A 26,660-nucleotide genomic window follows, 5' to 3' on the forward strand; every position below is an offset into this window, starting at 1 on the left:
GGATCCCACGGGACGGGTCGCGGGAACGACCGCCACAGGCTCCGGCCGCATGCCCCCGCGATCGCTCCGCCGCTGCTGGAACCGGCCGACGGCCTTCACTGTGCGGGAGCCGTGCCGGTTCCCTCGGGTGTTCCGGGGTCAGACGGTCGTGGGGGTTCTCGTCGTGCGGGAGGTCGTGGCGATGGTGGCGGAGCCGACGACTCGGGTGCCCGCGTAGAGGACGACGGCCTGGCCGGGGGCGACGCCGCGGACCGGTTCCGTGAACGACACCTGCAGGGTGCCCTCGACGAGTTCGGCGGTGACCTCGGTCTCGTCGCCGTGGGCGCGGAGCTGGGCGGTGTAGGTGCCGGGGCCGGTCGGGGCGGTGCCGCACCAGCGGGGGTTGACCGCGGTGAGGGCGCCGACGTCGAGGGCGTCCGCGGGGCCGACGGTGACGGTGTTGGTCACCGGGGAGATGTCGAGGACGTAGCGGGGCTTGCCGTCGGGGGCGGGGGTGCCGATCCGCAGGCCCTTGCGCTGGCCGATGGTGAAGCCGTAGGCGCCCTCGTGCGTGCCGACCTTGCTGCCGGACTCGTCGACGATGTCGCCCTCGGCCCGGCCCAGGCGGTTCGCGAGGAAGCCCTGGGTGTCGCCGTCGGCGATGAAGCAGATGTCGTGCGAGTCGGGCTTCTTGGCGACCGCGAGTCCACGCCGCTCGGCCTCCGCGCGGATCTCCTCCTTGGTGGTGACCGTGTCGCCGAGCGGGAACATCGCGTGGGCGAGCTGCCGGTCGTCCAGCACGCCCAGGACGTACGACTGGTCCTTGGCCATGTCGGAGGCGCGGTGCAGCTCACGTGTGCCGTCGGACAGGGTGACCACGCGCGCGTAGTGGCCGGTGGCCACGGCGTCGAAGCCGAGGGCCAGCGCCTTGTCCAGCAGCGCGGCGAACTTGATCTTCTCGTTGCAGCGCAGGCACGGGTTGGGGGTGCGGCCGGCCTCGTACTCGGCGACGAAGTCCTCCACCACGTCCTCACGGAAGCGGTCGGCGAGGTCCCACACGTAGAACGGGATGCCGATGACGTCGGCGGCGCGGCGGGCGTCGCGTGAGTCCTCGATGGTGCAACAGCCCCGCGCGCCCGTACGGAAGGACTGGGGGTTCGCGGAGAGCGCGAGGTGGACGCCGGTCACGTCGTGTCCCGCCTCGGCGGCACGGGCGGCGGCCACGGCGGAGTCGACTCCGCCGGACATGGCGGCCAGTACCCGGAGGGGGCGGGGGCGGGAGGGCTGCGGGATTTCAGTCATAACCCCTCCAGGGTACGGGGCACGGGAACCGGAGCCACCGGATATCCGTTGTTGTGGGCATGGGGGAAAGAAGAGCTTCCAAGGACGGCGACCGGCGCATCGGACGGCGTGCCCTGCTCGTCGGCGGGGTGGCGGCCGCCGCGGGCACCGCCGTGCTGGCGCGGGACGAGTTGGGCCGCCTGTGGTGGCGTGTGCCCGGCATCGAGAAGCCGCGCGAGCCGGGTGTGGTCGACTTCTCGGGCGCCCGCTGGGTAGCGGCCTCGGACGCCAACTGGCGGCGCGCGGACCGGCCCGACGACTTCACCGTCGACATGGTGATCGTCCACGTCACCCAGGGCAGCTTCGACAGCGCGGTGCGGGCGTTCCAGGACCCCGGGCACCGGGCCGCCACGCACTACATCGTCGGACAGGACGGGCGGATCACCCAGATGATCCGCGAGCTCGACGTGGCGTACCACGCGGGGAACCGCGACTACAACGAGCGCAGCATCGGCATCGAGCACGAGGGCTTCGTGGACCGGCCGCAGGACCTCACGGACGAGATGTACGAGGCCTCGGCCCGGCTCACGGCCCGGATCTGCGCGCGCTACGACATACCCGTCGACCGGAAGCACATCATCGGCCACATCGAGGTGCCGGGGACGGATCACACCGACCCGGGCCCGCACTGGGACTGGGACCGCTACATGAAGCTCGTACGTCAGGCGCGCACGGCGACGGCCTGACCCCATCACTCGAAAAAGTGGACAAAAACCTCCATACCCACTTCCCCTTCCCGCGAGGGCGTTCTAACCTGGGAGCAGGCCTACGAGACGAGTGAGGGAGTTCGACCGGAGTAGCCGACTTCAGCGTGAGGTTGCGGCTTCCGCTGGTGCCGACGTCGACGGTCGGGCTGAGAGGCCGGAAGGTCGCATTTTGGACCGGAAGGCGACCCCTAGTCACCTGATCCGGGTCATACCGGCGAAGGGAACCCGCCTCGTAGGTCGTTGTCGTGCCCGGCCTGATCCGAACGAGAAGCCCTAGCTGAGCCCCGCCGCCCGGGCCCGTTCGACCGCCGGGCCGATGGTCTTGGCCAGGGCTTCGACGTCGGCCCGGGTGGAGGTGTGGCCGAGGGAGAAGCGCAGGGTGCCGCGGGCCAGGTCCGGGTCGGTGCCGGTGGCCAGGAGGACGTGGCTGGGCTGGGCGATGCCCGCCGTGCAGGCGGAACCGGTGGAGCACTCGATGCCCTGGGCGTCGAGCAGGAGCAGCAGGGAGTCGCCCTCGCAGCCGGGGAACGCGAAGTGGGCGTTGGCCGGGAGCCGCCCCCCGGGTGCGGGGTCGCCGCCGAGAAGGGCGTCCGGGACGGCCTCGCGGACCGCGGCGACCAGGTCGTCGCGGAGGGCTCCGACCTCGCGGGCGAACCACTCCTGCCGCCCGGTGGCCAGCCGGCCGGCCACCGCGAAGGAGGCGATCGCGGGCACGTCGAGCGTGCCGGAGCGCACATGGCGCTCCTGGCCGCCGCCGTGCAGCACGGGCACGGGGGTGTGCTCGCGGCCCAGGACCAGCGCCCCGATGCCGTACGGGCCGCCGATCTTGTGGCCGGACACGGTCATCGCGGCGAGCCCCGAGGAGGCGAAGTCCACCGGCACCTGGCCGAAGGCCTGGACCGCGTCGGAGTGCAGCGGAACGCCGAACTCGGCGGCGACCTCGGCGAGTTCACGGACCGGCAGCAGCGTGCCGATCTCGTTGTTCGCCCACATCACGGTGGCCAGGGCCACGTCGTCGGGGTTGCGGGCGATCGCCTCGCGCAGCGCGTCCGGGTGGACCCGGCCGTAGGGGTCGACCGGCAGGTACTCGACGGTGGCGCCCTCGTGTTCGCCCAGCCAGTGCACGGCGTCGAGGACGGCGTGGTGCTCGACGGGGCTCGCGAGGACGCGGGTGCGGGCCGGTTCCGCGTTCCGGCGGGCCCAGTACAGGCCCTTCACCGCGAGGTTGTCGGCCTCGGTCCCGCCGGCAGTGAGGACCACCTCGCTGGGGCGGGCGCCGAGGGCTTCGGCGAGGGTTTCGCGGGCCTCCTCGACGCTCCGGCGGGCGCGCCGGCCGGCTGCGTGCAGGGAGGAGGCGTTGCCGGTGAGGCTCAGGTGCGCGGTGAGTGCCTCGACTGCCTCGGGAAGCATCGGGGTGGTCGCGGCGTGGTCGAGGTATGCCATGGTGAGCCCGATTCTACGGGCCCCGTCCGACGGGCCCGGGGGCGCGGTCGGCCGGAAAACGACGCCGGTTCGAGCGTCCCGGCCCACAGGCTCCCCCGAGCGGCGTCGCTCACCTGCGGGAACGCCGGCCGGGCCGGCGGATGCGGGTCGCCGGGGCCGGCGGTCACATTGAGGACAAGCGGACCCGGCGGACCCGGCACGGTGCCGGCCGGGCCCCTCAGGGCAGCCGTACGCGGGCGAGCTGGCGGGACTGGGCCACCAGTCGGTCCGCGCTGTCCCAGACCTCGGCGTCCTCCTCCAGGAAGCCGCCGGCCAGGTTGCGGGTGGTGATCGACACCCGCAGCGGGCCGGGCGCCGGGCGGGAGCGGACGTGCGCCGTCAGCTCGACCGTGGGGACCCAGCCGGTGAGCCCGATCTCAAAGGCGGTGGGCGGCAGCGCGTCCACGGCGAGCAGCAGGGAGAACGGATCGGCGTCCCGGCCGTCGGCGAGCCCGAACCAGGCCCGCATCTCCCCCTTGCCGGAGGGCTGCCCGAGGGCCCAGCCGAGGGTCGACGGGTCGAGCTTGAGCATCAGCCGCTCGGTGATGGCGGAGCTGCCGTCGACGGGGGCCGGACCGTCCTCGGGGCCGAAGCACTGCTCCATGGGCGGCAGCGCGGGCGGGCGGGCCGCCGTGCGGACGTCGTCGGGGAGGGTGTCCAGGTCGCCGTAGGAGGCCAGCACGCGGATGCGTTCGACCTCGCGGCCCTCGTCGTCGTACTGGAGGAGGGACGCCTGACCGGTCGACAGGGTGCGCCCGGTGCGCACGGTCTCGGTGCGGACGACCGCCGGGCCCGGCTGGGAGGCGGTCAGGTAGTGCGCGGAGATGGTGAAGGGGTCCGGGTGCGGCAGGGTGTCGGCGAGGGCGCGGCCCAGGACGGCCAGCAGATAGCCGCCGTTGACGGCGTTGATGATCGTCCAGCCGGCGGAGAGGCCGATGTCGTAGACGCCCGGCGTGCGGAGCGTCACCGCGGTGTCGCGGTCGAACTCGCTGTCGCCGACGGTGGCCCGGGTCGCGACCTGGGCGGAGGCTGCTTCTGGCATGGATGAAGAGTACAAGAAGTGGCTACTAAGCGGTAGCTTTGTTGATTCCCCTCCCCGTCCCCTCCCCCGCGCCGGCCCGCCCTACTCCTCCTCGCGGGCCGTCGAGCGCCGCTGCCACGCGCGGGGCGCCCGCCAGTGGTACCGCAGCGCCAGCAGCCGCAGCGCGAACGCCGTGAGCACGGCAAGGGTGCTGGTGAACGCGTTCAGCACGTCCAAGCGTATGCACAGCGCCACCATGGTCGCGCCGACCATCGCCGGTACCGCGTAGAGATCGCGGTCCCAGCGCAGCAGCGAGGGCACCTCGTTGGCGAGCACGTCCCGCACCACGCCGCCGCCCACCGCGGTGACCAGGCCCAGGCAGGCGGAGGCGACCGGGCTGAGCCCGTAGTCGTACGCCTTGGCGGTGCCGACGACGCAGAACAGACCGAGCCCCGCGGCGTCGAAGAAGTTGACGGCGTTCTGGATGCGCTCGACCTGCGGGTGGAGGAAGAAGACCAGTGCCACGGCGAGCAGCGGGGTGACGAAGTACCCCAGGTCGGTGAAGGCGGCGGGCGGCACGGCGCCGATCACCACGTCACGGAAGAGTCCGCCGCCGAGGGCGGTGGCCTCCGCGAGGACCGCGATGCCGAAGACGTCGAGGTTCTTGCGCACGGCCAGCAGGGCGCCCGAGATCGCGAAGACGAAGATGCCGATCAGGTCGAGCGCGTGCAGGAGCGACGGGCTGAAGAGTTGCTGGAGCACTTTCACATTCTTACTCAGCAGGAACCCCTCGCCTTGTAAAGCAAGGCGAGGGGTGGCACGGACGTGCGGCCCGAGGAGCTCTCGGAACACCGGACGGTTCCGCTCCGTCCGGTGCTCCGGGATTCCGAGGGGCGCGACGGACCGTCAGTCGGTCGTGGCCGGACCCTTGTCGGACGCGTCCGGCGCCGCGGTGTCCTGGTCCTTCGCGACGGCGTCGGCCGTCGGGTCGCTCGGGACCTCGACCGCTGCGGGGACCTTCTCCTTGACCGCCGTGGCGTCCGGCTTGGTCGTCGAGTCGGCCGGCAGGAGCGCGGCGGGGACCTCCGCCTCGCCCTCGGTCTGCTCCAGCACCGCGTCCTCGGTGGCCTCGGTCTCCGTGACGGCCTCGATGCCCGTCGGCCGGGTCGGCTCCAGCTCTCCCGACGCGATCTCGGCGGCGTAGTGGCAGGCCACCCGGTGACCGCCGCCGACGTCCTTCAGTTCCGGCCGTTCGGTCGCGCACCGCTCGGCCTGCGCCCAGGGGCAGCGGGTGTGGAAGCGGCAGCCGCTGGGCGGGTTCGCCGGGGAGGGCAGGTCGCCGGTGAGCAGGATGCGCTCGCGCTTGTCCTCCACCTCCGGGTCCGGCACCGGCACGGCCGACATCAGGGCCTTGGTGTACGGGTGCTTGGGCTCGGCGTACAGCACGTCGCTCGGCGCCTCCTCGACCAGCGAGCCCAGGTACATCACGCCGATCACATCGGAGATGTGCCGGACGACCGCGAGGTCGTGGGCGATCACCAGGTAGGTCAGGCCGAGTTCCTCCTGGAGTTCCTCCAGCAGGTTGACGACCTGGGCCTGGATCGACACGTCGAGCGCGGAGACCGGCTCGTCGCAGATGATCACGTCCGGCTCGAGGACCAGCGCGCGGGCGATGCCGATGCGCTGGCGCTGGCCGCCGGAGAACTCGTGCGGGTAGCGGGCGAGCGCGTTGGAGGGCAGGCCGACCCGCTCCAGGATCGCCTTGATCTTCTCGCGGCGCTCCTCCTGGTTCTTGCCGATGCCGTGGGCGACCATGCCCTCGGACAGGATCGACTCGATGTTCTGCCGGGGGTTGAGCGAGCCCAGCGGATCCTGGAAGACCATCTGGAGCCGGCGCCGGAAGCGGCGCATCTCCTCGTTCGGCAGCTTCGCCAGGTCGGTGCCGTCGAGGACGACCGACCCCTCGGTGATGTCCACGAGCCGCAGCACCGAGCGTCCGAGGGTGGTCTTGCCGCAGCCGGACTCGCCGACCAGGCCGTAGGTCTCGCCGGCCTCGACCTTCAGGGACACCCCGTCCACGGCGTAGACGTGCCCGACCGTACGGTCGAACAGCACGCCCTTCTTGATGGGGAAGTGGACCTTGACGCCGTCCAGTTCGAGCAGGCTCATGCGGGGACCTCCTCGGCCTTCGCGTCGTCGAGTACGGGGTTGACGCACCGCACCCGGTGACCGGCGGCACGCGGCTCGGCGAGCTGCGGGGTGCCGGTCAGGCAGCCCATCTCGTACCGGTCGCAGCGCGGCGCGAAGGCACAGCCGTCGGCCCAGGCGACGCGGTCGTTGATGGAGCCGCGGATAGGTTTGAGGGACTCGCCCCGGGGGGCGTCCAGGCGCGGGATGGAGCCCAGCAGTCCGTGCGTGTAGGGGTGGGCGGGGTGGGCGAACAGCTCGCGGCGCCCGGCGGACTCCACGGCCTTGCCCGCGTAGAGCACGTTGACCTGGTCGCAGATGCCGGCGACCACACCGAGGTCGTGGGTGATCATCAGCAGGGCGGTGCCCTGCTGGTCCACGAGCTCCTTGAGCAGTTCCAGGATCTGGGCCTGGATGGTCACGTCGAGGGCCGTGGTGGGCTCGTCGGCGATGAGCAGGCTCGGGGCGCAGGCCACCGCCATGGCGATCAGCGCGCGCTGGCGCATGCCGCCGGAGAGCTGGTGCGGGTACTCCTTGAGCCGCCGGGTCGGGTCGGGGATGCCGACCCGGTCCAGCAGGTGGGCGGCCTCCTTGCGGGCGGCCTCCCCCTTCATCCCGCGGTGGCGCTCCAGGATCTCGGTGACCTGCACGCCGATCGGCACGACCGGGTTGAGCGAGGACAGCGGGTCCTGGAAGATCATCGCCATCTTGCTGCCGCGCAGGTCGCGACGGGCGGACGGGTTCATGGTGAACAGGTCCGTGCCGTCGAATTCGGCGCGGCCGCCGACCGTGACGCCCTTGTCGGGCAGCAGGCCCATCAGGGCCAGGGAGGTGACGGACTTTCCGCAGCCGGACTCGCCGACCAGGCCCACGACCTGGCCCTGGTCGACCTCGAAGGAGACGCCGTCGACCGCCCGGGACTCCTTGCGGCCGCGGCCGCCGAAGGTGACGGTCAGTTCGTCGACAGTGAGCAGAGACATGGTGGTTCAGCCCCTCAGCTTCGGGTCGAGGGCTTCCCGCATGGCCTCACCGAAGAGGGTGAAGCCGAGGGCGGTGATGATGATGCCGACGGCGGGGTAGAACGCCATCAACGGCGCGTTGTCGAAGAAGCGCTGCGCCTGGGTGAGCATGACGCCCCACTCGGGGATGGCCGGGTCGGGGTTGCCCAGGCCCAGGTAGGACAGGGCGGCCGCCTCGATGATCGCGGTGGCCAGGGAGAGCGTGGCCTGCACGATCACCGGGCTGAGCGAGTTGGGGATGATCTGCGAGATCACGATGCGCCGCTTGCGCACGCCCAGGGACTTGGCCGCGAGCACGTAGTCCGCGCCGCCCTGCACCAGCATGGAGCCGCGCAGCAGCCGGGCGAACACCGGGATCTGGACGACACCCACAGCGATCATCACCGTGGTCAGGGACTGCCCCATGACGGCGGCGATGGAGACGGCGAGCAGCAGCGAGGGCATCGCCAGCAGCATGTCGATGAAGCGCATGATGACGGAGTCGATGCGCTTTCCGGCGTCGCCGCCGAGGGTGGCGGCGGCTCCGGAGAGGCCGCCGATCAGGAAGCCGGTGACCAGGCCGATCATTGTGGCGACGACGCCGACGAGCAGCGTCTGACGGGCGCCGATCAGCATGCGGGAGAACATGTCCCGGCCGAGGTGGTCGAGTCCGAACCAGTTCTCGCCGCGCGGGCCGACGAACTCGCCCCGGTTGGGGAAGACCTCGCCCCGCCAGGTCTGGGCGGTCGCGGCGTGCGGTGCGAGGTAGGGCCCGACGATCGCGAGGAGGACGAACAGGAAGATGATGACCGCGCCGATGATCGCCATCTTGCTGCGCTTGAGCCGGCGGAACGCCTCACGCCACAGGCTGGCGCCGGTGCCGGTCTCCTTGGTCGCGGTCAGTTCCGCGAGCCGCTGAATCTTTTCGCTCTTGGTGGCGACACTCATGTCAGTACACCCGCACTCTCGGGTCGATGAGGCTGTACGCCACGTCCACCAGCAGGTTGATCAGGACATACACCAGCGCGATGAACATGATGAATCCGACGAGCACGGGGTAGTCACGGCCGCCGATCGCGGTCCAGAGGAAGGAACCGATACCGCCGAAGGCGAACACGGACTCGGTGAGGACGGCGCCGGACAGCAGGGAGCCCGTGAGCAGGCCGACCGCGGTCACCACGGGGAGCATCGCGTTGCGCAGCACGTGCCGGCCGCGGACGACGCTCCGCTTGAGGCCCTTGGCCTCGGCGGTGCGGACGTAGTCCTCGTCCTGCACCTCGAGGACGCTGGCGCGGGTCATGCGCACGATGACGGCGAGCGGGATGGAGGCCAGGGCGGCGGAGGGCAGGATCAGATGCATGATCGCGTCCCAGGCGGCGTCGAGTTCCCCGGTGAGGACGCCGTCCAGGACGGCGAATCCGGTCACGCTCGTGGCGTCGAGGCCGGTCTCCTGGCGTCCGTAGCTGGGGAAGATCCCGAGCTCGACGGCGAAGATCTGCTTGAGGATCAGGGCCAGGAAGAAGACCGGGATGCAGATGCCGACGAGCGATCCGGAGACCGCGGTGACGTCGAGCCAGCCGCCGCGGTGGCGGGCGGCGAGGTAGCCGAGCGGGATGCCGACGGCCACGGCGATGAGGATCGCGAGGAGGGCCAGCTCCACCGTGGCGGGGAAGCGCAGGACGAACTCGTCCCACACCGGCTGTCCGGTCTGGGTGGAGGTGCCCAGGTCGAGTTCGGCGATGCGCTTGAGGAAGCGCCAGTACTGGACGTACACGGGCTGGTCCAGCCCGAGTGCGCGGTTGATGCGGATTACTTCGGCCTCGGTGGCCTTCTCCCCCAGGATCGCTGAGGCGGGTCCGCCGGGCAGCCGGTCGAGCCACAGGAAGAGCAGTACCGACAGGCCGAGCAGCGTGGGTATGAGCTGGAGCAGTCTTCGTACGACGAGACGCAGCACCCCGCATGCCCCTTTCTTACGTGATGTGTTCCATGAATGGCCCCGCCCGGCCGACGAGTTGCGACGGCCGGGCGGACCCAATGTGCTTGGGTGACTACTGCTCGCTTACTTGAACGAGGCCTCGGAGAAGACTTCCTGCGTCAGCGGGGAGACGTTCGGCGGGTTCACGTTCTTGCCGAAGGCGATGGCCGGCGGGGAGGACGAGACCGGGACACCCGGCAGGTACTCCATGACGACCTCGTTGGCGTTCTTGTACGCGGCGATGCGCTCGTCGTGGTTGCCGAGCTTGGAGCCGGCGTTCACGGCGTCGAAGACCTTCTTGTCCTTGAAGCCCCACTGCTTGTCGTACCCGGAGAACCAGGTGCCGATGAAGTTGAAGCCGTCGTTGAAGTCACCGGTCCAGCCGAGCATGTGCAGGTCGCAGGAGCCCGACTCGGTGGCGTCCAGGTAGTCCGGGGCCCACTTCATCGCCTTCGGCGTGACCGTGATGCCGGACTTCTCCAGGTCGTCCTTCATCAGCTCGAACAGGTCCTGCGGGGCAGGCATGTACGGGCGGGTGACCTCGGTCGGGTAGCAGAAGTCGACCTTCAGCTTCTCCTGGCCGGCCTTCTTGAGGAGCTTCTTGGCCTCGCCCGTGTCGTACGCGTACTGCTTGACGTCCTTGGAGTAGCCCTCGATCGTGTCGGGCATGAACTGGTCGGCGACCTTGCCGCCCTCGGGCAGCTGGGTCTTGACCAGGTTCTCACGGTCGATGGAGTGCGCGATGGCCTGGCGGACTTCCTTCTTCTTGAGCGCGGGGTTGGCCTCCTGGCTCATGCCCACGTAGAAGAGGTTGAAGACGCCACGGGTCGGGACGACGTAGCCCTGGTCCTCGAGGGTCTTGACGTCGGCCGGGGCGACGAGGTCGTAGCCGTCGATGTCACCGGCCTGGAGCGCCTGGCGGCGGCCCTCTTCGGTGTCGATGGTGCGGAAGACCAGGTTCTTGATCTTCGCCTTCTCGCCCCAGTAGTCGTCGAAGCGCTCAAGGGAGACTTCCTTGTTGCCCTTGTTCCACTTCGTGAGCTTGTACGGGCCGGTACCGGCGACCGTGCCGGCCTCCTGGCTGTACTTGGGGTACGTGATGGCGTCGCCCTTGGCGGAGGCGTCCTGCTTCTTGTACTCCTCGATCGCCTTCGGCGAGTGGATCGCCAGGGCGTTGAGGGAGAAGCCGCCGGGGAGGTTGGCGGAGGGCTCCTTGACCTCGATGACGGCGGTGCTCTCGTCCTTCGCGGTGCAGGACTTGTAGTTCGCCTCGGGCGTCTCCTTGTCCTCGTTCTTCGCGAAGCCGCCCATGATGGTCTGCCAGTAGTAGGAGACCGCGCTGGACTGGTAGGTACCCGTCCAGTTGAACCAGTGGTCGTAGTTCGCGCAGACGGCCTCGGCGTTGAGCGCCTCGCCGTCGTGGAACTTCACGTTCTTGCGGAGGTCGAAGGTCCAGACGGTGCCCTCGTCGTTGCTCGACCACTTCTCGGCGAGGCCGCCGACGAGCTCGCTGCCGCCGGACTCGTGCTCGAGGAGAGCCTCGAACGCCTGCCGCGTCACACGGAAGGTTTCACCGTCACTCGCGAGGGAAGGGTCCAGGGAGCCAGGGTCACCGGCGCCGGCGAAGACGAAGGTGTCCTTCTTGCCGTCGCTCTTGTTGTCACTGTCCCGGTCGCTGGAGCAGCCCGTGGCGATCAGAGCGACCGCCACCGCGGCCGTGATCGCCCGAGCCGCTCGGGACTTGGTTATGCGCATATTGGGGCCACTCCGGGTCCGCTATGTGGATGCATCTTGACCGGCCGAACACTACAGATGTTCACAGCGAGTCGAGAACAGTCCGGATACCGGTGATACCTACCTGAGATCTGAACAGTTGACATAAGGGACGCATCAGGCGGCCCCCCGCCGGGAAGTGACCGTCCCGAGACCTCCGGCACCTCCCCGGCGGCTGTCCGAGAAACACCGGACGGTGTGAAGATCGGGTGAAACCGCAGGTGACAGGCGGTCAATCGGCCATAGCTGAGCGCGCACGGCCGAAAAACTGACGTGACATCAGTCTCGCCGACGGCACGGACGTTCACCATCGGCACTCACGTCCACCATCCGGACACCGTCACACTGAGTCAGGAACCTCGGGCACGAGGGCCCCGGCCGCCCCGGTCTCCCGCGGATACGGCCCGGTCAGCGCTGGTGCGCCGGCGGGTAGCCGGAGCCGGCGACGGGGGGCGGAACGGCCCCGTGGGCCTCACGGTCGTAGAACGGGCGGGCGTTGGCCCGCAGCCACATGGCGACCGGGTCGTGCTCGTCGGTCATCGCGACGGTCGACACCGGGAGCCCGTCCGGGACGGCACTGATGGACTGCTGCATCATCGCGCGCACCGCGTCGACGGCCGGCGGCGAGGTGTCGTACACGTCCAGCCCGATGGCGAGGTACGGCGCGCCCAGCGCCGGCTGCACCCAGGCGCGGCGCAGCGCGCGCACGGCGGGCGTACGGTGCGCGTTCTGCGTGAGCAGGGCGTAGAACTGAGGGATCTCGATGGCGGGTTCGGACAGCCGCAGGGGCCCGGCGGGCTGCCGGTCGAGGCCGGTGGCGAGCCGGCGCAGATCGAGCCACGGGATGCCGAGGCCGCCGCCGGGGGCGTGCGGGTTGAGCCAGAGGCCGTAGCGGTCGGGGTAGAGGGCGCGGGCCGCCTCGAGGCCGTCGACCACCTCGTACGACCGGTTCCAGCCACTGGCGGACAGCTCCTGGGCGGAGGTCACACAGGGCGCGTAACCGAAGCCGTCGACCTCCATGTTCCCGTACTGGGCGTCCGGGGAGCCGGCCTGACCGTGCCACAGCAGCATCCAGACATGACCGGAGGAAGGGGTCGCGAGCGCGCGAAGCAACGCCTCATAGGCGTCGTAACGCCCGGGGGTCACCTGGCGCAGCATGTGCTCGACCTGCCCGGCCGCCGCGGTGCCAGCGCTCACTTTGTATCGCCCCTCCGTACAACACCCTCGCCCCAGCCAACGAACCTAGCTTAAGCCGCCCGCGGCCCGGAGGGCTCCGCCCGTCCGCCGGGCACCGGCGGGCCGACGAAGGGGCGGCTTCCCGCTCGCTCCGCCGGGCGGGTCAGCCCTCGCGCTGGTAGAAGGGGCGGACGCGGTCGCGCATCCATTGGCCGACCGGGTCCTGGGCCACGTCCAGGAGGACCAGGTTGACGGGCCACTTCACCGGCCGGAGGCCCAGCGCGCGGCCCAGGGCGTCGCCGGGCAGGGTCCGCAGATCGCCCTCCCACTGGGACAGTTCGACCCCGACGAACAGCACCGGGTCCGCGGTCTCGATCTCGGCGAGGCAGCGGCGGGCGGTGCTGACGACACCGATCGACTCGAACTCCGCGCCCGCGGCGGCGAGGAAGTCCACCGGATCGTCCTGCCAGTCCGGCTCGAACAGCTTGACCCGGCCGCCGCCCGCCGGATCCTCCAGCGGGCCGCGGCCGGCGCGGCACAGTTCGGCCACGGCGGGCGGCGGCAGCGGGACGCCGACCACGCCGCCGGGGTTCACCACGATCCCGGCCTGCGGCGGCAGACCCCGCGCGAACTCCACCGCGGGCGCGACGGTGAACGACATGTGGGGGCCGACGACCCGGCGGAACTGTTCCTCGGAGCTGAAGACCGGGACGTACGCCTGCCCCTCGATCTCCAGGGTGGGCAGGTCCAGCGGGCCGCTGTGCGGGCCGCCGCCGTTCGGCAGCGGGACCCAGAGCGGGCTCCTGCCCAGCACCTCGATGATCCGGCCGTCCGCCGAGGGGACGCCGAGGGAGGCGGAGAGCACCTCCTCCAACTCGTTGCCGGGCCATCCTCCGTGCGGATGGGGGTGAGTCTGTGCCGGGAAGTCCGCGGAGAAGCCCGCCGGGAAGTCCATCTGCCTACCGCCTGCCTGGAACCACTGCTGTGGCTGAAAAGGCTAACCGCTGCCGCGCCGCGGCCGGCAGCCCGTGTCACCGACCGCCCGTGCGGCCGTCAGCCGGTGAAGTCGATGCGGCGCAGCCTGTCCGCCGCGTCCCGGTCGACCAGGACCGCCGAACCGCAGCCCGCGGGCAGGTCGCCGCGCTCCACGGACCGCAGCAGCCGGTCGACGGCGGTGCGGTGCCGCAGGAAGGCGTACCGGGAGACGCCGCGGCCGCGCTCACGCTGACCGTCCAGCGCCTGCTCCGGGGGGACGTCGAGCAGCAGCAGATGCAGCCCCGTGCCCCGGCGGCGGGCCTCGCGGGCCAGCCAGCGGCGCACCCAGGCGTGGGTACCGCAGTCGTGCACGACGACCCCCTCGCCGGTGCGCAGGGCGCGGCGCAGCCCGGCGTAGTGGTCGAGGCGGACCAGGGGCCGGTACAGCGCGTACGGCAGGAGGCGCGGCATGCGGCGGTCCCAGCGGTCGCGGGTGTCCTGGGAGTCGATCCGGGTGCCGCGCACCGCGCGCCGCATCAGGGTGGACTTGCCGCTGCCGGGCAGTCCGGTGACCACGACGAGGTCGCGGGGGCCGAAGAGCAGGACGTGCGGACCGCGGCCGGCGCACTCGCGCAGGTCGCGGACGACGGGCGCCGGCAGCACGCCGTGGGCCTCCCTGTCCGAAGGGGCCTGCCGCCCCGGCGGCGCGACACCCGTGGTGGCGTACGCCGTGGTCCTGTTCACCGTGAGTCCTCCCCTGGGGCAGACGCCCGAGCGCCGTCCCCGCCGAGTGTAAAGAGACGGTAACGGCGGACGCCTCTTCATTCGGTCCGTTTCCCGATACAGACCTGTCACAGCCCTCCGTACAGACCTGAGCACCCTGTGCGTACGAAGGTAAGGTCCCCCTGCCGAAGCCTCACAATGCGTGCAATGATGAGCGCGCCAACTGCATACCGGCCGTTTGAATCCGCGCGGGAGAGTCCCTGGCACGTTTCGCCGGGGCGCCGAAGGAGCAAGTCCCTCCCTTGAATCTCTCAGGCACCGTTACCGCGCGGGCCAGGCACATCTGAAAAGCGGGCCGCCGTGCGAGTTCCCGGTGGCTCCACCCAAGGTGCAAGCCGTGACGTCCCCTGCGCGGACGGTCATGGCGAACCTCTCAGGTTCCGATGACAGATGGGGAGGAACGTCCTCACCCTCCCCGTGCCCGGCCCCGGCCGACGGGGGACCCCATCGCCCTGGGAGACCGACCGATGAGCAGTACCGAACTCCGCCGGACAGCGCTCGACGCCCTGCATCGTTCGCTCGGCGCCACGATGACCGACTTCGCCGGCTGGGACATGCCCCTGCGCTACGGCTCCGAGCGCGACGAGCACAACGCCGTGCGCACGAAGGCGGGCCTCTTCGACCTCTCGCACATGGGCGAGATCACCGTCACCGGCCCGCAGGCGGCGCGGTTCCTGGACTACGCCCTGATCGGCAACATCGGGACCGTCAAGCCCGGCCGCGCCCGCTACACCATGATCTGCGACGAGGACGGCGGCATCCTGGACGACCTGATCGTCTACCGGCTCGGTGCGGCCGAGGCCCCCGAGTACCTGGTCGTCGCCAACGCCTCCAACGCCCAGGTGGTGCTGGACGCCCTCGTGGAGCGGTCGGCGGGCTTCGACGCCGAGGTCCGCGACGACCGCGACGCCTACGCGCTGATCGCGGTGCAGGGCCCCGAGGCCGCCGGCATCCTCAAGTCCCTCTCCCCCAAGCTCTCGACTTCGCTCGAGCAGGGAGGTGCCCCCACCGCCGACCTGGACGGCCTGAAGTACTACGCCGGCCTGCCCGGCACGGTCGCCGGCGTCCCCGCGCTCATCGCCCGTACCGGCTACACCGGCGAGGACGGCTTCGAGCTGTTCGTCGCGCCGGAGCACGCGGTCGGGGTGTGGCAGGCGCTGACCGGGGCGGGCGAGGGCGTGGGGGTGACCCCGTGCGGGCTGGCCTGCCGGGACACGCTGCGCCTGGAGGCCGGCATGCCGCTGTACGGCAATGAGCTGAGCGCCTCGCTGACGCCGTTCGACGCCGGGTTCGGCCGGGTCGTGAAGTTCGAGAAGGAGGGCGACTTCGTGGGCCGTGCCGCCCTGACCGAGGCCGCCGCCCGCGCCGAGCGGACCCCGCCCCGCGCCCTGGTGGGCCTGGTCGCCGAGGGCCGCCGGGTCCCGCGCGCCGGGTACCCGGTGGTGGCCGGCGGCGAGGTGATCGGCGAGGTCACCTCCGGCGCGCCCTCACCGACGCTGGGCAAGCCGATCGCGATGGCGTACGTCGACGTGGCGCACTCGGCGCCGGGTACCCCGGGCGTGGGGGTGGACATCCGCGGCAGCCACGAGCCCTACGAGGTCGTGGCCCTGCCGTTCTACCAGCGGCAGAAGTGACACCGTCGTAGGACGTGGGCCGTGTCCGCGGCCACGGCCGCACCGGCCGGTCCCGTGCCCCCGGACTCTTCCCACCCCTCCCTTTCATCCCCTTCATCTCCTTCGTCCCCCCTTTCCTCGCCGTCGATCCCGGCGGTCCCTCGCACACAGGAGGATCCAGATCATGAGCAACCCCCAGCAGCTGCGTTACAGCAAGGAACACGAGTGGCTGACGGCCGCCGAGGACGGCGTGTCGACGATCGGCATCACGGAGCACGCGGCCAACGCGCTCGGCGACATCGTGTTCGTCCAGCTCCCCGGGGTCGGCGACACCGTGACCGCGGGTGAGACCTGCGGCGAGCTGGAGTCGACCAAGTCGGTCAGCGACCTGTACTGCCCGGTCACCGGTGAGGTCACCGAGGTCAACGAGGACGTGGTGAGCGACCCGTCGCTGGTGAACTCGGCCCCCTTCGAGGGCGGCTGGCTGTTCAAGGTGCGGGTGAGCGACGAGCCGGCCGACCTGCTCTCGGCCGCCGAGTACGACGCCTTCATCCAGGGCTGAGGAGGCCTGAACCCCATGTCGCTTCTGAACACCCCGCTGCACGAGCTCGACCCGGCCGTCGCGGCGGCGGTCGACGCCGAGCTGCACCGTCAGCAGTCCACCCTCGAGATGATCGCCTCGGAGAACTTCGCCCCGGTCGCGGTCATGGAGGCCCAGGGCACGGTCCTCACCAACAAGTACGCCGAGGGCTACCCCGGCCGCCGCTACTACGGCGGCTGCGAGCACGTCGACGTGATCGAGCAGATCGCCATCGACCGGGTCAAGGAGCTCTTCGGCGCCGAGCACGCCAACGTGCAGCCGCACTCGGGTGCGCAGGCCAACGCGGCCGCGATGTTCGCGCTGCTCAAGCCCGGCGACACGATCATGGGCCTGAACCTCGCGCACGGCGGGCACCTGACCCACGGCATGAAGATCAACTTCTCCGGCAAGCTCTACGACGTGGTCGCGTACCACGTCGGCGACGACGGCCAGGTCGACATGGCCGAGGTCGAACGGCTGGCCAAGGAGAGGAAGCCGAAGCTGATCGTCGCCGGCTGGTCGGCGTACCCGCGTCAGCTGGACTTCGCCGCGTTCCGCCGGATCGCGGACGAGGTCGGCGCGTACCTCATGGTCGACATGGCGCACTTCGCCGGTCTGGTCGCGGCGGGCCTGCACCCGAACCCGGTCCCGCACGCCCACGTCGTCACCACGACCACGCACAAAACCCTCGGCGGTCCGCGCGGCGGGGTGATCCTCTCCACGGCCGAGCTGGCCAAGAAGATCAACTCCGCGGTCTTCCCCGGCCAGCAGGGCGGCCCGCTGGAGCACGTGATCGCGGCCAAGGCGGTGGCCTTCAAGGTCGCCGCGTCCGAGGACTTCAAGGACCGGCAGCGCCGCACCCTGGAGGGTGCCCGCATCCTGGCCGAGCGCCTGGTCGAGGACGACGTCAAGGCCGCGGGCGTGGACGTGCTGTCCGGCGGCACGGACGTGCACCTGGTCCTGGTCGACCTGCGCGACTCCGCGCTGGACGGGCAGCAGGCCGAGGACCGTCTCCACGAGGTCGGCATCACCGTCAACCGCAACGCGATCCCGAACGACCCGCGTCCCCCGATGGTCACCTCGGGTCTGCGGATCGGCACGCCCGCCCTGGCCACCCGCGGCTTCACGGCCGAGGACTTCGCCGAGGTGGCGGACGTGATCGCCGAGACGCTGAAGGCGCCCTCCCCCTTCGAGGCCGCCCACGTCGACGCGCTCCGGGCCCGGGTGACGGCGCTCGCCGAGAAGTACCCCCTGTACCCCGGTCTGAAGTAATTCCGCACGCTCTGCGCCGCACGACCGTACGGGGCATCACGCACACTGGGAAGTGAGCGTGATGCCCCGCGTCGTGGCGGCCCGCTCCGAACCACCCCCGCCGGCGGACAGCGGCGTCCGTCAACCCCTAGGAGTCCTCCCGTGGCCCTCTCGGTCTTCGACCTCTTCTCGATCGGCATCGGCCCGTCCAGCTCGCACACGGTCGGCCCGATGCGGGCCGCCCGCATGTTCGCCCGGCGGCTGGACCACGAGGGCCTGCTGGACTCGGTCGCCTCGGTCCGGGCGGAGCTGTACGGCTCGCTGGGCGCCACCGGCCACGGCCACGGCACCCCCAAGGCGGTGCTGCTCGGCCTGGAGGGCGACTCGCCCCGCACGGTGGACGTGGAGACGGCCGACGAGCGGGTGGAGAAGATCAGGGAATCGGGCCGCCTGCGGCTGCTCGGCGACCACGGGATCGCGTTCTCCTTCGACGACGACCTGGTGCTGCACCGCCGCAAGGCACTCCCCTACCACGCGAACGGCATGACCCTCCAGGCCTTCGACGCGGCCGGCGCCGAGGTGCTGGCGAAGACGTACTACTCGGTGGGCGGCGGCTTCGTCGTCGACGAGGAGGCGGTGGGCGCGGACCGCATCAAGCTCAACGACACGGTCCTGAAGTATCCCTTCCGCACGGGCGACGAGCTGCTGCGCCTGACCGGGGAGACGGGCCTGTCCATCTCCGCCCTGATGCTGGAGAACGAGCGCGCCTGGCGGACGGAGGAGGAGGTCCGCGAAGGGCTGCTGGAGATCTGGCGGGTGATGCAGGCGTGCGTGGCGCGCGGCATGTCCCGCGAGGGCATCCTGCCGGGCGGGCTGAAGGTGCGCCGCCGCGCCGCGAACACGGCGCGCAAGCTGCGCTCCGAGGGCGACCCGCAGGCCCTCGCCATGGAGTGGATCACGCTCTACGCCATGGCCGTGAACGAGGAGAACGCCGGCGGCGGCCGCGTCGTCACCGCCCCGACCAACGGCGCGGCCGGCATCATCCCCGCCGTCCTGCACTACTACATGAACTTCGTCCCCGGTGCCGACGAGGAGGGTGTGGTCCGCTTCCTGCTCGCGGCCGGCGCGATCGGCATGCTCTTCAAGGAGAACGCCTCCATCTCCGGCGCCGAGGTCGGCTGCCAGGGCGAGGTCGGCTCCGCCTGCTCGATGGCGGCGGGCGCCCTCGCCGAGGTGATGGGCGGCTCGCCGGAACAGGTGGAGAACGCCGCGGAGATCGGCATGGAGCACAACCTCGGCCTGACCTGCGACCCGGTCGGCGGCCTCGTCCAGATCCCGTGCATCGAGCGCAACGGCATGGCGGCGGTGAAGGCGGTCACCGCCGCGCGCATGGCCCTGCGCGGCGACGGCTCGCACAAGGTCTCCCTCGACCAGGTCATCAAGACGATGAAGGAGACCGGCGCGGACATGTCCGTCAAGTACAAGGAGACGGCCCGGGGCGGGCTGGCGGTCAACATCATCGAGTGCTGAGGGAACGGGCGCCCGGCCCGAAGACCGCGGGCCGGGCGCCCGTTCCGTCCGGAGTTCTACGGCGCGCGCACGGCCGCGGCGAGGGCCTCGCCGACGGCCCGGGCCCCCGGGGCGTTGGGGTGCAGCGGCGCGGCCGCACGGGTGGGGATGAGGCCCTCGATGTAGCGGTCGCCGGGAGCGGCGCAGATGTCGTGTCCGATGCTCAGGGTGCGGGTGCCGACGAAGGTGGCGCCGTGCTTCTCGGCCGTCCGCCTCAGTACGGCGTCGAGGTGGTCGATGGCGCCCTGGAGGTGGTTGGCGTCCTGCTTCCAGAAGGGCTGGGCGGGGTGGCAGCCGTCGGGGCGGAAGTAGGTGCCGTAGCCGACGACGAAGACCTCTGCGTGCGGTGCCCGGCGGGCGATCTCGTCCAGGACGGCGGCGGAGGCCGGCGCCCAGGCGTCGATGCGCGCCCGGACCTTGTCGGTGCCGCCGGCGGTGTTCTCCTTCGCGCAGCTGGTGCCGTAGGGCGGGGGCAGGATGTTGACGCAGCCCAGCACCTCGTCGAAGAGACCGGTGTCGTTGCCGCCGATGGTGACGCTGACGAGGTCGGTGTCGGGCGTGAGCGCGTCGTACTGGGGCGCGGTTCCCGGGTGCTGGGCGGTGCTCAGATGCTTGCTGGTGGCGCCGGAGCAGCTGACGTCGGTGAGTTCCGCTCCGAGGGCCTTGGCCGCGATGTGGGGATAGTCGGACAGGGAGCGCAGGCACCTCAGGTCGGCCGGGTCGACGGGCGGTACCAGCGGTGCGGCCGCGTAGGAGTCGCCGAGCGCGACGTACCGCGGTGGTTCGGCCGCGGCCGGCGCGGCCTGGGCCGATGCCGTGGCCCCTACGGTCCCGGCGGACAGGACGGTGGCCAGGGCCAGGCGCAGGGCTGTTCTCAAGGATGCCTCCATTCGGCACGTGCGCGGACGGGGTCCCACCCCGCCATGAGCTTGCTCGAGTGGACGGGGCCCCGCACGGCGGCCCGCGGGAACCGGTTTTTCCGGGGGCAGGACGCCGCAGGACCCCTGTCCACCGGACTTCCCCGGCGTGCAGGAGGTTCCGGTCGGCCGGTCAGGGCGGCGGCGAAGCCTCCGGTTCACCTGTTCGGCCGCCGCCTGTTCGGCGTACTCTTGACTGCCGGGACTCCGGTCCGGGCATGGGGTCCGGGCAGGGGACCCGAGTACGGGGTCCGGTGTTCTGCTGGGGGTTGGAATCATGGTTGCTGGTCGTGTGGTGCGGTTCGACGCCGTACGGGGTTACGGGTTCATCGCTCCCGAGCACGGCGGGGAGGACGTCTTCCTCCACGTCAACGACGTACGGATCCCGGAGCACCAGCTGCGTCCCGGGATCGCCGTGGAGTTCGAGATCGAGGAGGGCGACCGGGGCCTCAAGGCCTCGGGCGTACGGCTGGCCCAGGGGGCCGGCGGGGTGTCCTCCGCCGTGGGCAGGCATCCCGACGGGGACGGCGACGACTCGCTGTGCGATGTGCTCACCGCCGAGGAGTACCTCCAGGAGGTCACGGAGGTCCTGCTGTCCGCCGCTCCCACGCTGACCGGCGAACAGATCCTCCAGGCGCGCCGCGGACTGCTGCAGTTCGGCAAGACCCACGGCTGGTGCGACGGCTGAGCCCGGGCGCACCGCCCGGGCAGGCGCGGTGCGCCCGGACATCCGGTCGAGACGGAGTGGCCGGGCGGACCGCAGCAGCCGGTGAGGACCGGGCGGGCGTCGAGGATCCCTACGCCCGGAACTCCGGCTTGCGTTCCGGGGACGCCTCGGCCAGAGCCTTGGCGACGGACTCGGTGTCCCCCCGCAGGCCGTAGACCGGGGTGTCGGGCTGCTGGCGCCAGGAGTCGTCGATGCCGCCCGCGTCCACGGTGTCGAAGCCGAGCTCCTCGATCAGGGCCCGGACCTTCCGCTTGGCCGCCTCGTCGTCACCGGCGACGGGCAGGGCCATCCGGTCGGAGGCGCCGGCGGGGCGGTGGCGGTCCAGGATGTCCTGGGCGTACGTGCCGTTGAAGGCCTTGATCACGGGGTGGCCGATCTGCCGTTCCGTCCAGCGGCTCTCCGTGAGGCCCTCGTCCTCGATGCCCTCGATTTTCCCGTCGCGCTGCCGGGGATAGTAGTTCCCGGTGTCGATGACGGCCACGTCCTCCGCGGCCTCGTCGAACAGGCCGGACGGCAGGTCCGGTACGGCCTTCAGCGGGACGGTGACGACGACGACCTCGGCGCCGCGCGCCGCGTCCTCGGCCCGTACCGGGGTCGCGCCGGTCTCCTCGGCCAGACCGCCGAGCGTGTGGGGGCCACGGGAATTGGCGACGGAGACGTCGTGGCCGAGGGCGGTGAGCCGCCGTGTGAGGTTGCCCCCGATGTTGCCCGCTCCGATGATGCCGATCTTCATGTCCGCTCGCCTCGCCCTTCCGGGGGTCGGTGTCCGCTTCGGTTCCCTTCGGGAACCACCATGGTCGACACCAACCGCCCGGGGCGGGCGGGCTATTCCCCGTTTGTCCGTCAACGGTCCGACACGCGCATTTCGAACCAGGTCGTCTTGCCCCGCGGGAGCAGGTCGACGCCCCAGCGGTCGGCGAGGGTGTCGACGAGGAAGAGGCCGCGTCCGCTGACGTCCAGTCCCTGGACCGGCATGAGACAGGGCAGGCCGCGGGACGGGTCGCGGACCTCGACGCGGATCCAGCGGGGGCGGCGGCGCAGCCGGAGGCCGAAGACGCGGGCACCGGTGTGGCGTACCGCGTTGCCGACGAGCTCGGAGACGAGCAGAACGGCGTCCTCGGTGGTCGCGGCGGTGAGACCCCACTGGCGCAGGAGCACGATCTGGGTGAGCCGGCGTGCGGTGGCGGCGGACTCGGGGAGGGACGGCAACGGAACCTCCGCTTCCGTCGGGTTGCCGAACAACTCCAGCGCCTTCCGGGCGTGTTCGTCCTCGACCGTCGGCGACCAGCGCGACGCGGTCGCACGTCCGTCTCCCCGCGGCTGTTCCATCCCATCCAGCCCCGCCATGGCCCCATCATGGCCGCCCGGTGGGGCGCCCGGGGAGGTTCCGGGGGAATGCGCCCCCTGCACGCCCCCGCTCCGGGCCGGGCCATCGGCATATGCCTCAGGCACCTCGGGGTGGTCAGCGGACCCTGCTACCTGCGGCAACGGCTCGCTGTGCGGCAATCGACGGACTCCCTCGACGCGGCAGACTTAAGGGCCCGTTAAGGCTCCCATAAACCGCCCCGCCGAGGGACTCGAATCAGACATCGCGTCAATTGCAATACCCCGAAAGAGGGTTCAGAGGAACTTTGCCTTGCCGGGGCCGTCCTCCACGAAGCTGCGCATCCCCCGTTCACGGTCCTCGGTGGCGAACAGGCCCGCGAACCAGTTGCGCTCGACGGCGAGGCCGGTGTCGATGTCGGTCTCCAGACCGGTGTCGATCGACTCCTTGGCCGCGCGCAGCGCGATCGCCGGCCCCTTGGCGAGCCGCGCGGCCCACGCGTGTGCCTGCTCGTAGACCTCGGCGGCGGGGACCACGCGGTCCACCAGACCCAGTGCGAGCGCCTCGTCGGCCTTCACCTGACGGCCCGTGAAGATGAGGTCCTTCGCCCTCGACGGGCCGATGAGGCGGGCCAGGCGCTGCGTACCGCCGGCCCCCGGGATCAGCCCGAGCAGGATCTCCGGCTGGCCCAGCTTGGCGTTCTCCCCGGCGATGCGGAAGTCGGCGCAGAGCGCGAGTTCGCAGCCGCCGCCGAGCGCGTAACCGGTCACCGCGGCCACCACCGGCTTGGGGATGCGGGCCACGGCGGTGAAGGAGTCCTGCAGGGCGCGGGCGCGCAGGACCATCGCGGCGTGGTCCATCGCCTGCATCTCCTTGATGTCCGCGCCCGCCGCGAACACCTTCTCGCCGCCGTGGATCACGACGGCGCGTACGTCCTCGCGGCGCGTGATCTCCTCGGCGAGTTCCTTCAGCCGGTCCTGCGTGGCGACGTCCAGTGCGTTCATGGGAGGGCGGTCCAGGCGCAGCGTGCCGACGCCCTCGGCGACTTCGAGATGTACGGTCATGCCAGCAGGTTAACGGCGACTAACGGCAACCGGGCCGGTGCGGTCGATCACACCCGGCCGGGGGTCCGGGGGTTGCCCCCGGGCAGACACAGCACGGTGACCAACGGCAACCGGGCCGGTGCGGTCGATCACATCCGGCCGACGGCAGCGGCCCCGGTGCCCTGTCGGGCGCCGGGGCCGCGTGTGCCGTGACGGGCTGGGCCGGTCGGGTCGGACCTGACCTGACCTGACCTACGCCTTCCACTCCTCCCAGGACATGTTCCAGCCGTTGAGGCCGTTGTCCGGGGCGATGGTGGCGTCGTTGGAGTTCTTCACGACGACCACGTCGCCGAGCATGGTGTTCTCGTAGAACCAGGCGCCCGGGGCCTTCTTGTCCCAGCCGCCCCGGGTGTCGCGCAGCCCGATGCAGCCGTGGCTGGCGTTGTAGTTGCCGAAGGCGCCGCCGCCCCAGTAGTTGCCGTGGATGAAGGTGCCGGAGGTGCTCAGCCGCATGGCGTGCGGCACGTCCTTGATGTCGTACTCGCCCTTGCCGTCGGCGTCGGTGAAGCCGACGGTCGCACCGTTCATCCGGGTGACCTTGAGCCGCTCGCTGACGACCATCTTGCCGTTCCAGGTCTCGGTGCCGGGGGCGCCGGCGGTGATCGGGATGGTCTTGATGACCTTGCCGTCCCGCTCGACCTTCATGGTGTGCTTCTTGGCGTCGACGACGGAGACCTGGCTGCGTCCGATGGTGAAGGAGACGGTCTTGGACTGCTTGCCGTAGACGCCGGGGCGGCCCTCGACGCCGTCGAGGTCGAGGTCGACGGTGACCTTGGTGCCGGCCTTCCAGTACTTCTCGGGCCGGAAGTCGAGCCGGTCGTTGCCGAACCAGTGGCCCTCGACCTCGACGGGCGGTTCGGTCGTGATGCGGATGGCCTTCTCGACGTCGTCCGGCTCGGTGATGCCCCGGGTGAAGCGGAGCGAGAACGGCATGCCGACGCCGACCTTGGAGCCGTCCTCGGGCGTGAAGGTGCCGGCGAAGGTGTTCTTCGGCGTCAGGGTGGTGAAGCTGGAGTCCTCGGCGGCGGTGCGGCCGGCGGAGTCCTTGGCGACCGCGTGCACCGTGTACTTGGTGGCGGCGGCCAGGTGGGCCGACGGCGTCCAACTGGCGCCGTCACCGGATATCTCCCCGTCGACCTTCTTGCCGTCCGGGGCCTTGACGACGACCTCGGTCAATTTCCCCTTGGCCGCGTCGACCTTCAACGCGCCGCTGGTCTTCACGGACTTGGCGCCGTCCTCGGGCGCTATGCCGATGACCGCCTCGGACTGCTTGCTCTGCGCCGCGACGGAGTCCTTGCCCTTGCCCCCGGCCGACCCGGAGCCCGGGCCCGTCTCCCCGCCGCCGCACGCGGTGACCGCCAGCACCACTCCGAGTGCCAGCGCCGCCGGCTTCCTGCCGCCATACCTCCGCGCGTCAACCGACGCCCCCGGAATCGGCCCCACGTTCACTTGTTTCTCCCCTCGGCGGGCCTGGCCGGACCCGCGCCCCGCGCGCCCCTCGCGCGCTTCGGCGCATAGTAACCACAGGCCAGGGGCGTTGAACGCGGCAGGTTTGTCACCGTTCCGTTCCAACTTCAATGGCCTGCGGCGTACAACCGGGAGGCCCTCCCGGCGGTCCGCGCGAGGGGGTCACTACGAGGAGTCACCTCAAGGAAACACTGCGAAGGGGCACCTCGAAGAGACACCGCGAAGAGACACCGCGAAGGGACACCGCGGGAGGTCACTTCACGGCGCTGCCCTGCGTCCACTCCCTCCAGCCCATGTTCCAGCCGCCGAGGCCGTTGTCGGGGGCGACCGTCGTGTCCTTGCTGTTGACCACCTCGACGACGTCACCGATGAGGCTGCGGTCGAAGAACCAGCCCGCCGGGGTGTCCGCGCCGCCGCCCTTCACGTCGTGCAGTCCCACACACCCGTGGCTGACGTTGGTGTCGCCGAAGATGTCCTTCTCGGCCCAGTAGTTGCCGTGCAGGAAGGTGCCGGACGCGGTCAGGCGGATGGCGTGCGGGACGTCGGGGATGTCGTACTCGCCCTTGCCGTCTGCGTCGGTGAAGCCGACGGTCGCACCGTTCATCCGGGTGACCTCGAGCATCTCGCTGATCACCATCTTCCCGTTGTACGTGGGGGTCTTCGGCGCCCCCGCCGTGATCGGCACCGTGGCCAGTTCCTCACCGTCCCGGCTCACCTTCATGGTGTGCCGGCCCGCGTCGACCACCGAGACCTGGCTGCGGCCGACGGTGAAGGAGAACGTGCGGTGCTGGAGTCCGTACACGCCGGGCGCGCCCTCGACGTCCCGCAGGTCCAGCTCGACGGTGACCTCGGTGCCGGGCCGCCAGTACGTCTCGGGCCGGAAGTCGAGCCGGTCCTTGCCGAACCAGTGCGGGCGGACGTCGACGGCCGGGCGGGAGGTGACCCGGACGGCCCGTTCGACCGCCGCGCGGTGGACGATCTCACGGTTGAACGCCAGGGAGACGATCATCCCGGTGCCGACGACGGTGCGGTGTTCCGGGGTGACGTAGCCGATGAAGCGTTCCTCGGGGACGTATGTCGTGAACGTGGTGCGGCGGGAGGAGCGGCGGCCGGCGTCGTCCCGGGCCACGGTGTCGACCGTGTACTTCGCGGCGAGTGCCAGCCGTTCGTCGTCGGGCTTCCAGCTCCGTCCGTCGGCGGAGATGCGCCCGGGGACCGGGGACTCCCGCGCGTCCTGCGATCTGACGACCTCCACCGACTCCAGCCGCCCCTCGGACGCCCGCACCCGCAGCATGTCGCCGGGGCGCACCTCCTTGCTGCCGTCGGCGGGCGCGACCCGGATGACCTCCTCGGGCGCCGGAGGGCCGAACGCCCCTCCGATCGCGCCGTCCGAGGTACAGCCGACGGCTCCGGTCAGCAACAACCCTGTCCATGTCAGTACGGCGGCCAGTGCGGCCCTCGCGCGCCGTGCGCGCCCTTGTACGTGGCTCACGCGGTACCCAACGACGGTGCGCGCCGTCGGGAAACGACCATGCGCCCCCTCGGGGCACGCGAGGGTACGCCTTCTGGAGGAATCCGCGGGTGCGCCCCCGCTCCGGGTGTGCTGTCACGCGGGCGGGTCGTGCTCTCGGCGGCACGTGAGTGCGCGGCATGCTCTGGGCAGAACTGTGGGGAGGACGACGCGCCGGGGAGCCGCGGCCACTCTCCCTGCC

At 71.1% G+C, this 26,660-nt stretch carries 24 protein-coding genes and 2 riboswitches; of the genes, 6 read left to right on the forward strand and 18 right to left on the reverse strand.

Going from position 1 to position 26,660, the window contains the following annotated elements; genetic code table 11:
* Nucleotides 1-138 precede the first annotated feature (138 nt).
* Nucleotides 139-1,281: a tRNA 2-thiouridine(34) synthase MnmA gene (mnmA, locus tag PYS65_RS10960; protein WP_279333751.1), complete on the reverse strand. Its 1,143-nt coding sequence runs from the start codon at nucleotides 1,279-1,281 to the stop codon at nucleotides 139-141.
* A gap of 59 nt (nucleotides 1,282-1,340) precedes the next feature.
* Between mnmA and PYS65_RS10965 the strand changes: the two genes are divergently transcribed.
* Nucleotides 1,341-2,006 carry an N-acetylmuramoyl-L-alanine amidase gene (locus tag PYS65_RS10965; protein ID WP_279333752.1) on the forward strand — a complete coding sequence of 222 codons (666 nt, stop codon included), beginning with the start codon at nucleotides 1,341-1,343 and terminating at the stop codon, nucleotides 2,004-2,006.
* A 294-nt stretch (nucleotides 2,007-2,300) separates the two neighbouring features.
* Here PYS65_RS10965 and PYS65_RS10970 read toward each other — a convergent pair whose 3' ends face one another.
* The 11 genes from PYS65_RS10970 to PYS65_RS11020 form a co-directional block, all read right to left on the reverse strand.
* The gene (locus PYS65_RS10970; protein ID WP_279333753.1) at nucleotides 2,301-3,470 is read right to left on the reverse strand and encodes a cysteine desulfurase family protein; all 1,170 of its coding nucleotides are present in this window, start codon (nucleotides 3,468-3,470) and stop codon (nucleotides 2,301-2,303) included.
* A gap of 217 nt (nucleotides 3,471-3,687) precedes the next feature.
* Nucleotides 3,688-4,551 (reverse strand): thioesterase family protein, encoded by an 864-nt coding sequence (locus tag PYS65_RS10975; protein WP_279333755.1) that lies wholly within the window; start codon nucleotides 4,549-4,551, stop codon nucleotides 3,688-3,690.
* A gap of 81 nt (nucleotides 4,552-4,632) precedes the next feature.
* A complete protein-coding gene (locus tag PYS65_RS10980) occupies nucleotides 4,633-5,292 on the reverse strand; it encodes a trimeric intracellular cation channel family protein (protein WP_279333757.1) in 660 nt (219 codons plus the stop codon).
* 144 nt (nucleotides 5,293-5,436) lie between these two features.
* On the reverse strand, nucleotides 5,437-6,699 hold the full coding sequence (locus PYS65_RS10985; protein WP_279333758.1) for an ABC transporter ATP-binding protein: 1,263 nt from the start codon (nucleotides 6,697-6,699) through the stop codon (nucleotides 5,437-5,439).
* The gene (locus tag PYS65_RS10990) at nucleotides 6,696-7,697 is read right to left on the reverse strand and encodes an ABC transporter ATP-binding protein (protein WP_279333759.1); all 1,002 of its coding nucleotides are present in this window, start codon (nucleotides 7,695-7,697) and stop codon (nucleotides 6,696-6,698) included. The genes PYS65_RS10985 and PYS65_RS10990 overlap by 4 nt, the downstream gene beginning before the upstream one ends.
* A gap of 6 nt (nucleotides 7,698-7,703) precedes the next feature.
* Nucleotides 7,704-8,663 carry an ABC transporter permease gene (locus PYS65_RS10995; protein ID WP_279333760.1) on the reverse strand — a complete coding sequence of 320 codons (960 nt, stop codon included), beginning with the start codon at nucleotides 8,661-8,663 and terminating at the stop codon, nucleotides 7,704-7,706.
* 1 nt (nucleotide 8,664) lies between these two features.
* The gene (locus PYS65_RS11000; protein ID WP_279333761.1) at nucleotides 8,665-9,669 is read right to left on the reverse strand and encodes an ABC transporter permease; all 1,005 of its coding nucleotides are present in this window, start codon (nucleotides 9,667-9,669) and stop codon (nucleotides 8,665-8,667) included.
* A gap of 105 nt (nucleotides 9,670-9,774) precedes the next feature.
* On the reverse strand, nucleotides 9,775-11,445 hold the full coding sequence (locus PYS65_RS11005; protein WP_279333762.1) for an ABC transporter substrate-binding protein: 1,671 nt from the start codon (nucleotides 11,443-11,445) through the stop codon (nucleotides 9,775-9,777).
* Between the two features lie 426 nt (nucleotides 11,446-11,871).
* Nucleotides 11,872-12,621, reverse strand: coding sequence for an enhanced serine sensitivity protein SseB C-terminal domain-containing protein (locus PYS65_RS11010; protein WP_279337915.1), 750 nt, complete (start codon nucleotides 12,619-12,621; stop codon nucleotides 11,872-11,874).
* A gap of 181 nt (nucleotides 12,622-12,802) precedes the next feature.
* Nucleotides 12,803-13,594, reverse strand: a complete 792-nt coding sequence (locus PYS65_RS11015; protein ID WP_279333763.1) for an enhanced serine sensitivity protein SseB — start codon at nucleotides 13,592-13,594, stop codon at nucleotides 12,803-12,805.
* 98 nt (nucleotides 13,595-13,692) lie between these two features.
* Entirely contained in the window at nucleotides 13,693-14,358 is a 666-nt protein-coding gene (locus tag PYS65_RS11020; protein ID WP_279333764.1) for an AAA family ATPase, read from the reverse strand.
* 218 nt (nucleotides 14,359-14,576) lie between these two features.
* A riboswitch (glycine riboswitch) is annotated at nucleotides 14,577-14,674 on the forward strand.
* A riboswitch (glycine riboswitch) is annotated at nucleotides 14,675-14,797 on the forward strand.
* Nucleotides 14,798-14,864: 67 nt separating this feature from the next.
* On the opposite strand from PYS65_RS11020, the gene gcvT reads away from it, so the two are divergent.
* The 4 genes from gcvT (at nucleotide 14,865) to PYS65_RS11040 (ending at nucleotide 19,371) form a co-directional block, all read left to right on the forward strand.
* Nucleotides 14,865-16,031 carry a glycine cleavage system aminomethyltransferase GcvT gene (gene gcvT / locus PYS65_RS11025; protein WP_279333765.1) on the forward strand — a complete coding sequence of 389 codons (1,167 nt, stop codon included), beginning with the start codon at nucleotides 14,865-14,867 and terminating at the stop codon, nucleotides 16,029-16,031.
* Between the two features lie 163 nt (nucleotides 16,032-16,194).
* Entirely contained in the window at nucleotides 16,195-16,572 is a 378-nt protein-coding gene (gcvH, locus tag PYS65_RS11030; RefSeq protein WP_202276001.1) for a glycine cleavage system protein GcvH, read from the forward strand.
* A gap of 15 nt (nucleotides 16,573-16,587) precedes the next feature.
* Nucleotides 16,588-17,862 (forward strand): serine hydroxymethyltransferase, encoded by a 1,275-nt coding sequence (gene glyA, locus PYS65_RS11035; RefSeq protein ID WP_279333766.1) that lies wholly within the window; start codon nucleotides 16,588-16,590, stop codon nucleotides 17,860-17,862.
* 141 nt (nucleotides 17,863-18,003) lie between these two features.
* Nucleotides 18,004-19,371, forward strand: a complete 1,368-nt coding sequence (locus tag PYS65_RS11040; RefSeq protein ID WP_279333767.1) for an L-serine ammonia-lyase — start codon at nucleotides 18,004-18,006, stop codon at nucleotides 19,369-19,371.
* 56 nt (nucleotides 19,372-19,427) lie between these two features.
* Here the strand turns inward: PYS65_RS11040 and PYS65_RS11045 are convergent, their stop codons facing one another.
* Complete coding sequence (locus tag PYS65_RS11045) at nucleotides 19,428-20,288, reverse strand: SGNH/GDSL hydrolase family protein (protein ID WP_279333768.1); 861 nt, start codon at nucleotides 20,286-20,288, stop codon at nucleotides 19,428-19,430.
* 316 nt (nucleotides 20,289-20,604) lie between these two features.
* Here PYS65_RS11045 and PYS65_RS11050 point away from each other — a divergent pair, with 316 nt between their 5' ends.
* Complete coding sequence (locus PYS65_RS11050; RefSeq protein ID WP_279333769.1) at nucleotides 20,605-21,015, forward strand: cold-shock protein; 411 nt, start codon at nucleotides 20,605-20,607, stop codon at nucleotides 21,013-21,015.
* 109 nt (nucleotides 21,016-21,124) lie between these two features.
* Here the strand turns inward: PYS65_RS11050 and PYS65_RS11055 are convergent, their stop codons facing one another.
* From PYS65_RS11055 to PYS65_RS11075, 5 genes are all read right to left on the reverse strand, one after another.
* Complete coding sequence (locus PYS65_RS11055; protein ID WP_279333770.1) at nucleotides 21,125-21,901, reverse strand: NADPH-dependent F420 reductase; 777 nt, start codon at nucleotides 21,899-21,901, stop codon at nucleotides 21,125-21,127.
* Complete coding sequence (locus tag PYS65_RS11060) at nucleotides 21,898-22,506, reverse strand: ATP-binding protein (protein WP_279333771.1); 609 nt, start codon at nucleotides 22,504-22,506, stop codon at nucleotides 21,898-21,900. Before PYS65_RS11060 ends, PYS65_RS11055 begins: the two co-directional genes overlap by 4 nt.
* A 168-nt stretch (nucleotides 22,507-22,674) precedes the next feature.
* On the reverse strand, nucleotides 22,675-23,442 hold the full coding sequence (locus PYS65_RS11065) for an enoyl-CoA hydratase/isomerase family protein (RefSeq protein ID WP_279333772.1): 768 nt from the start codon (nucleotides 23,440-23,442) through the stop codon (nucleotides 22,675-22,677).
* Nucleotides 23,443-23,673: 231 nt separating this feature from the next.
* Entirely contained in the window at nucleotides 23,674-24,930 is a 1,257-nt protein-coding gene (locus PYS65_RS11070; RefSeq protein ID WP_279333773.1) for a L,D-transpeptidase, read from the reverse strand.
* 271 nt (nucleotides 24,931-25,201) lie between these two features.
* Nucleotides 25,202-26,440, reverse strand: coding sequence for a L,D-transpeptidase (locus PYS65_RS11075; protein WP_279333774.1), 1,239 nt, complete (start codon nucleotides 26,438-26,440; stop codon nucleotides 25,202-25,204).
* Between the last annotated feature and the right edge of the window lie 220 nt (nucleotides 26,441-26,660).

The sequence above is a fragment of the Streptomyces cathayae genome, assembly GCF_029760955.1.
Classification (GTDB): domain Bacteria; phylum Actinomycetota; class Actinomycetes; order Streptomycetales; family Streptomycetaceae; genus Streptomyces; species Streptomyces cathayae.

Excerpts from the sequence above, each read along its gene's own strand:
- PYS65_RS10995 (WP_279333760.1), bottom strand. The coding sequence starts at position 8,663 with ATGAGTGTCGCCACCAAGAGCGAAAAGATTCAGCGGCTCGCGGAACTG.
- glyA (WP_279333766.1), top strand. The coding sequence starts at position 16,588 with ATGTCGCTTCTGAACACCCCGCTGCACGAGCTCGACCCGGCCGTCGCG.
- PYS65_RS11010 (WP_279337915.1), bottom strand. The coding sequence starts at position 12,621 with ATGCTGCGCCAGGTGACCCCCGGGCGTTACGACGCCTATGAGGCGTTG.
- gcvT (WP_279333765.1), top strand. The coding sequence starts at position 14,865 with ATGAGCAGTACCGAACTCCGCCGGACAGCGCTCGACGCCCTGCATCGT.
- PYS65_RS10970 (WP_279333753.1), bottom strand. The coding sequence starts at position 3,470 with ATGGCATACCTCGACCACGCCGCGACCACCCCGATGCTTCCCGAGGCA.
- PYS65_RS10965 (WP_279333752.1), top strand. The coding sequence starts at position 1,341 with ATGGGGGAAAGAAGAGCTTCCAAGGACGGCGACCGGCGCATCGGACGG.
- PYS65_RS10985 (WP_279333758.1), bottom strand. The coding sequence starts at position 6,699 with ATGAGCCTGCTCGAACTGGACGGCGTCAAGGTCCACTTCCCCATCAAG.
- gcvH (WP_202276001.1), top strand. The coding sequence starts at position 16,195 with ATGAGCAACCCCCAGCAGCTGCGTTACAGCAAGGAACACGAGTGGCTG.
- PYS65_RS11050 (WP_279333769.1), top strand. The coding sequence starts at position 20,605 with ATGGTTGCTGGTCGTGTGGTGCGGTTCGACGCCGTACGGGGTTACGGG.
- PYS65_RS10975 (WP_279333755.1), bottom strand. The coding sequence starts at position 4,551 with ATGCCAGAAGCAGCCTCCGCCCAGGTCGCGACCCGGGCCACCGTCGGC.
- PYS65_RS11065 (WP_279333772.1), bottom strand. The coding sequence starts at position 23,442 with ATGACCGTACATCTCGAAGTCGCCGAGGGCGTCGGCACGCTGCGCCTG.
- PYS65_RS11015 (WP_279333763.1), bottom strand. The coding sequence starts at position 13,594 with ATGGACTTCCCGGCGGGCTTCTCCGCGGACTTCCCGGCACAGACTCAC.
- PYS65_RS10990 (WP_279333759.1), bottom strand. The coding sequence starts at position 7,697 with ATGTCTCTGCTCACTGTCGACGAACTGACCGTCACCTTCGGCGGCCGC.
- mnmA (WP_279333751.1), bottom strand. The coding sequence starts at position 1,281 with ATGACTGAAATCCCGCAGCCCTCCCGCCCCCGCCCCCTCCGGGTACTG.
- PYS65_RS11005 (WP_279333762.1), bottom strand. The coding sequence starts at position 11,445 with ATGCGCATAACCAAGTCCCGAGCGGCTCGGGCGATCACGGCCGCGGTG.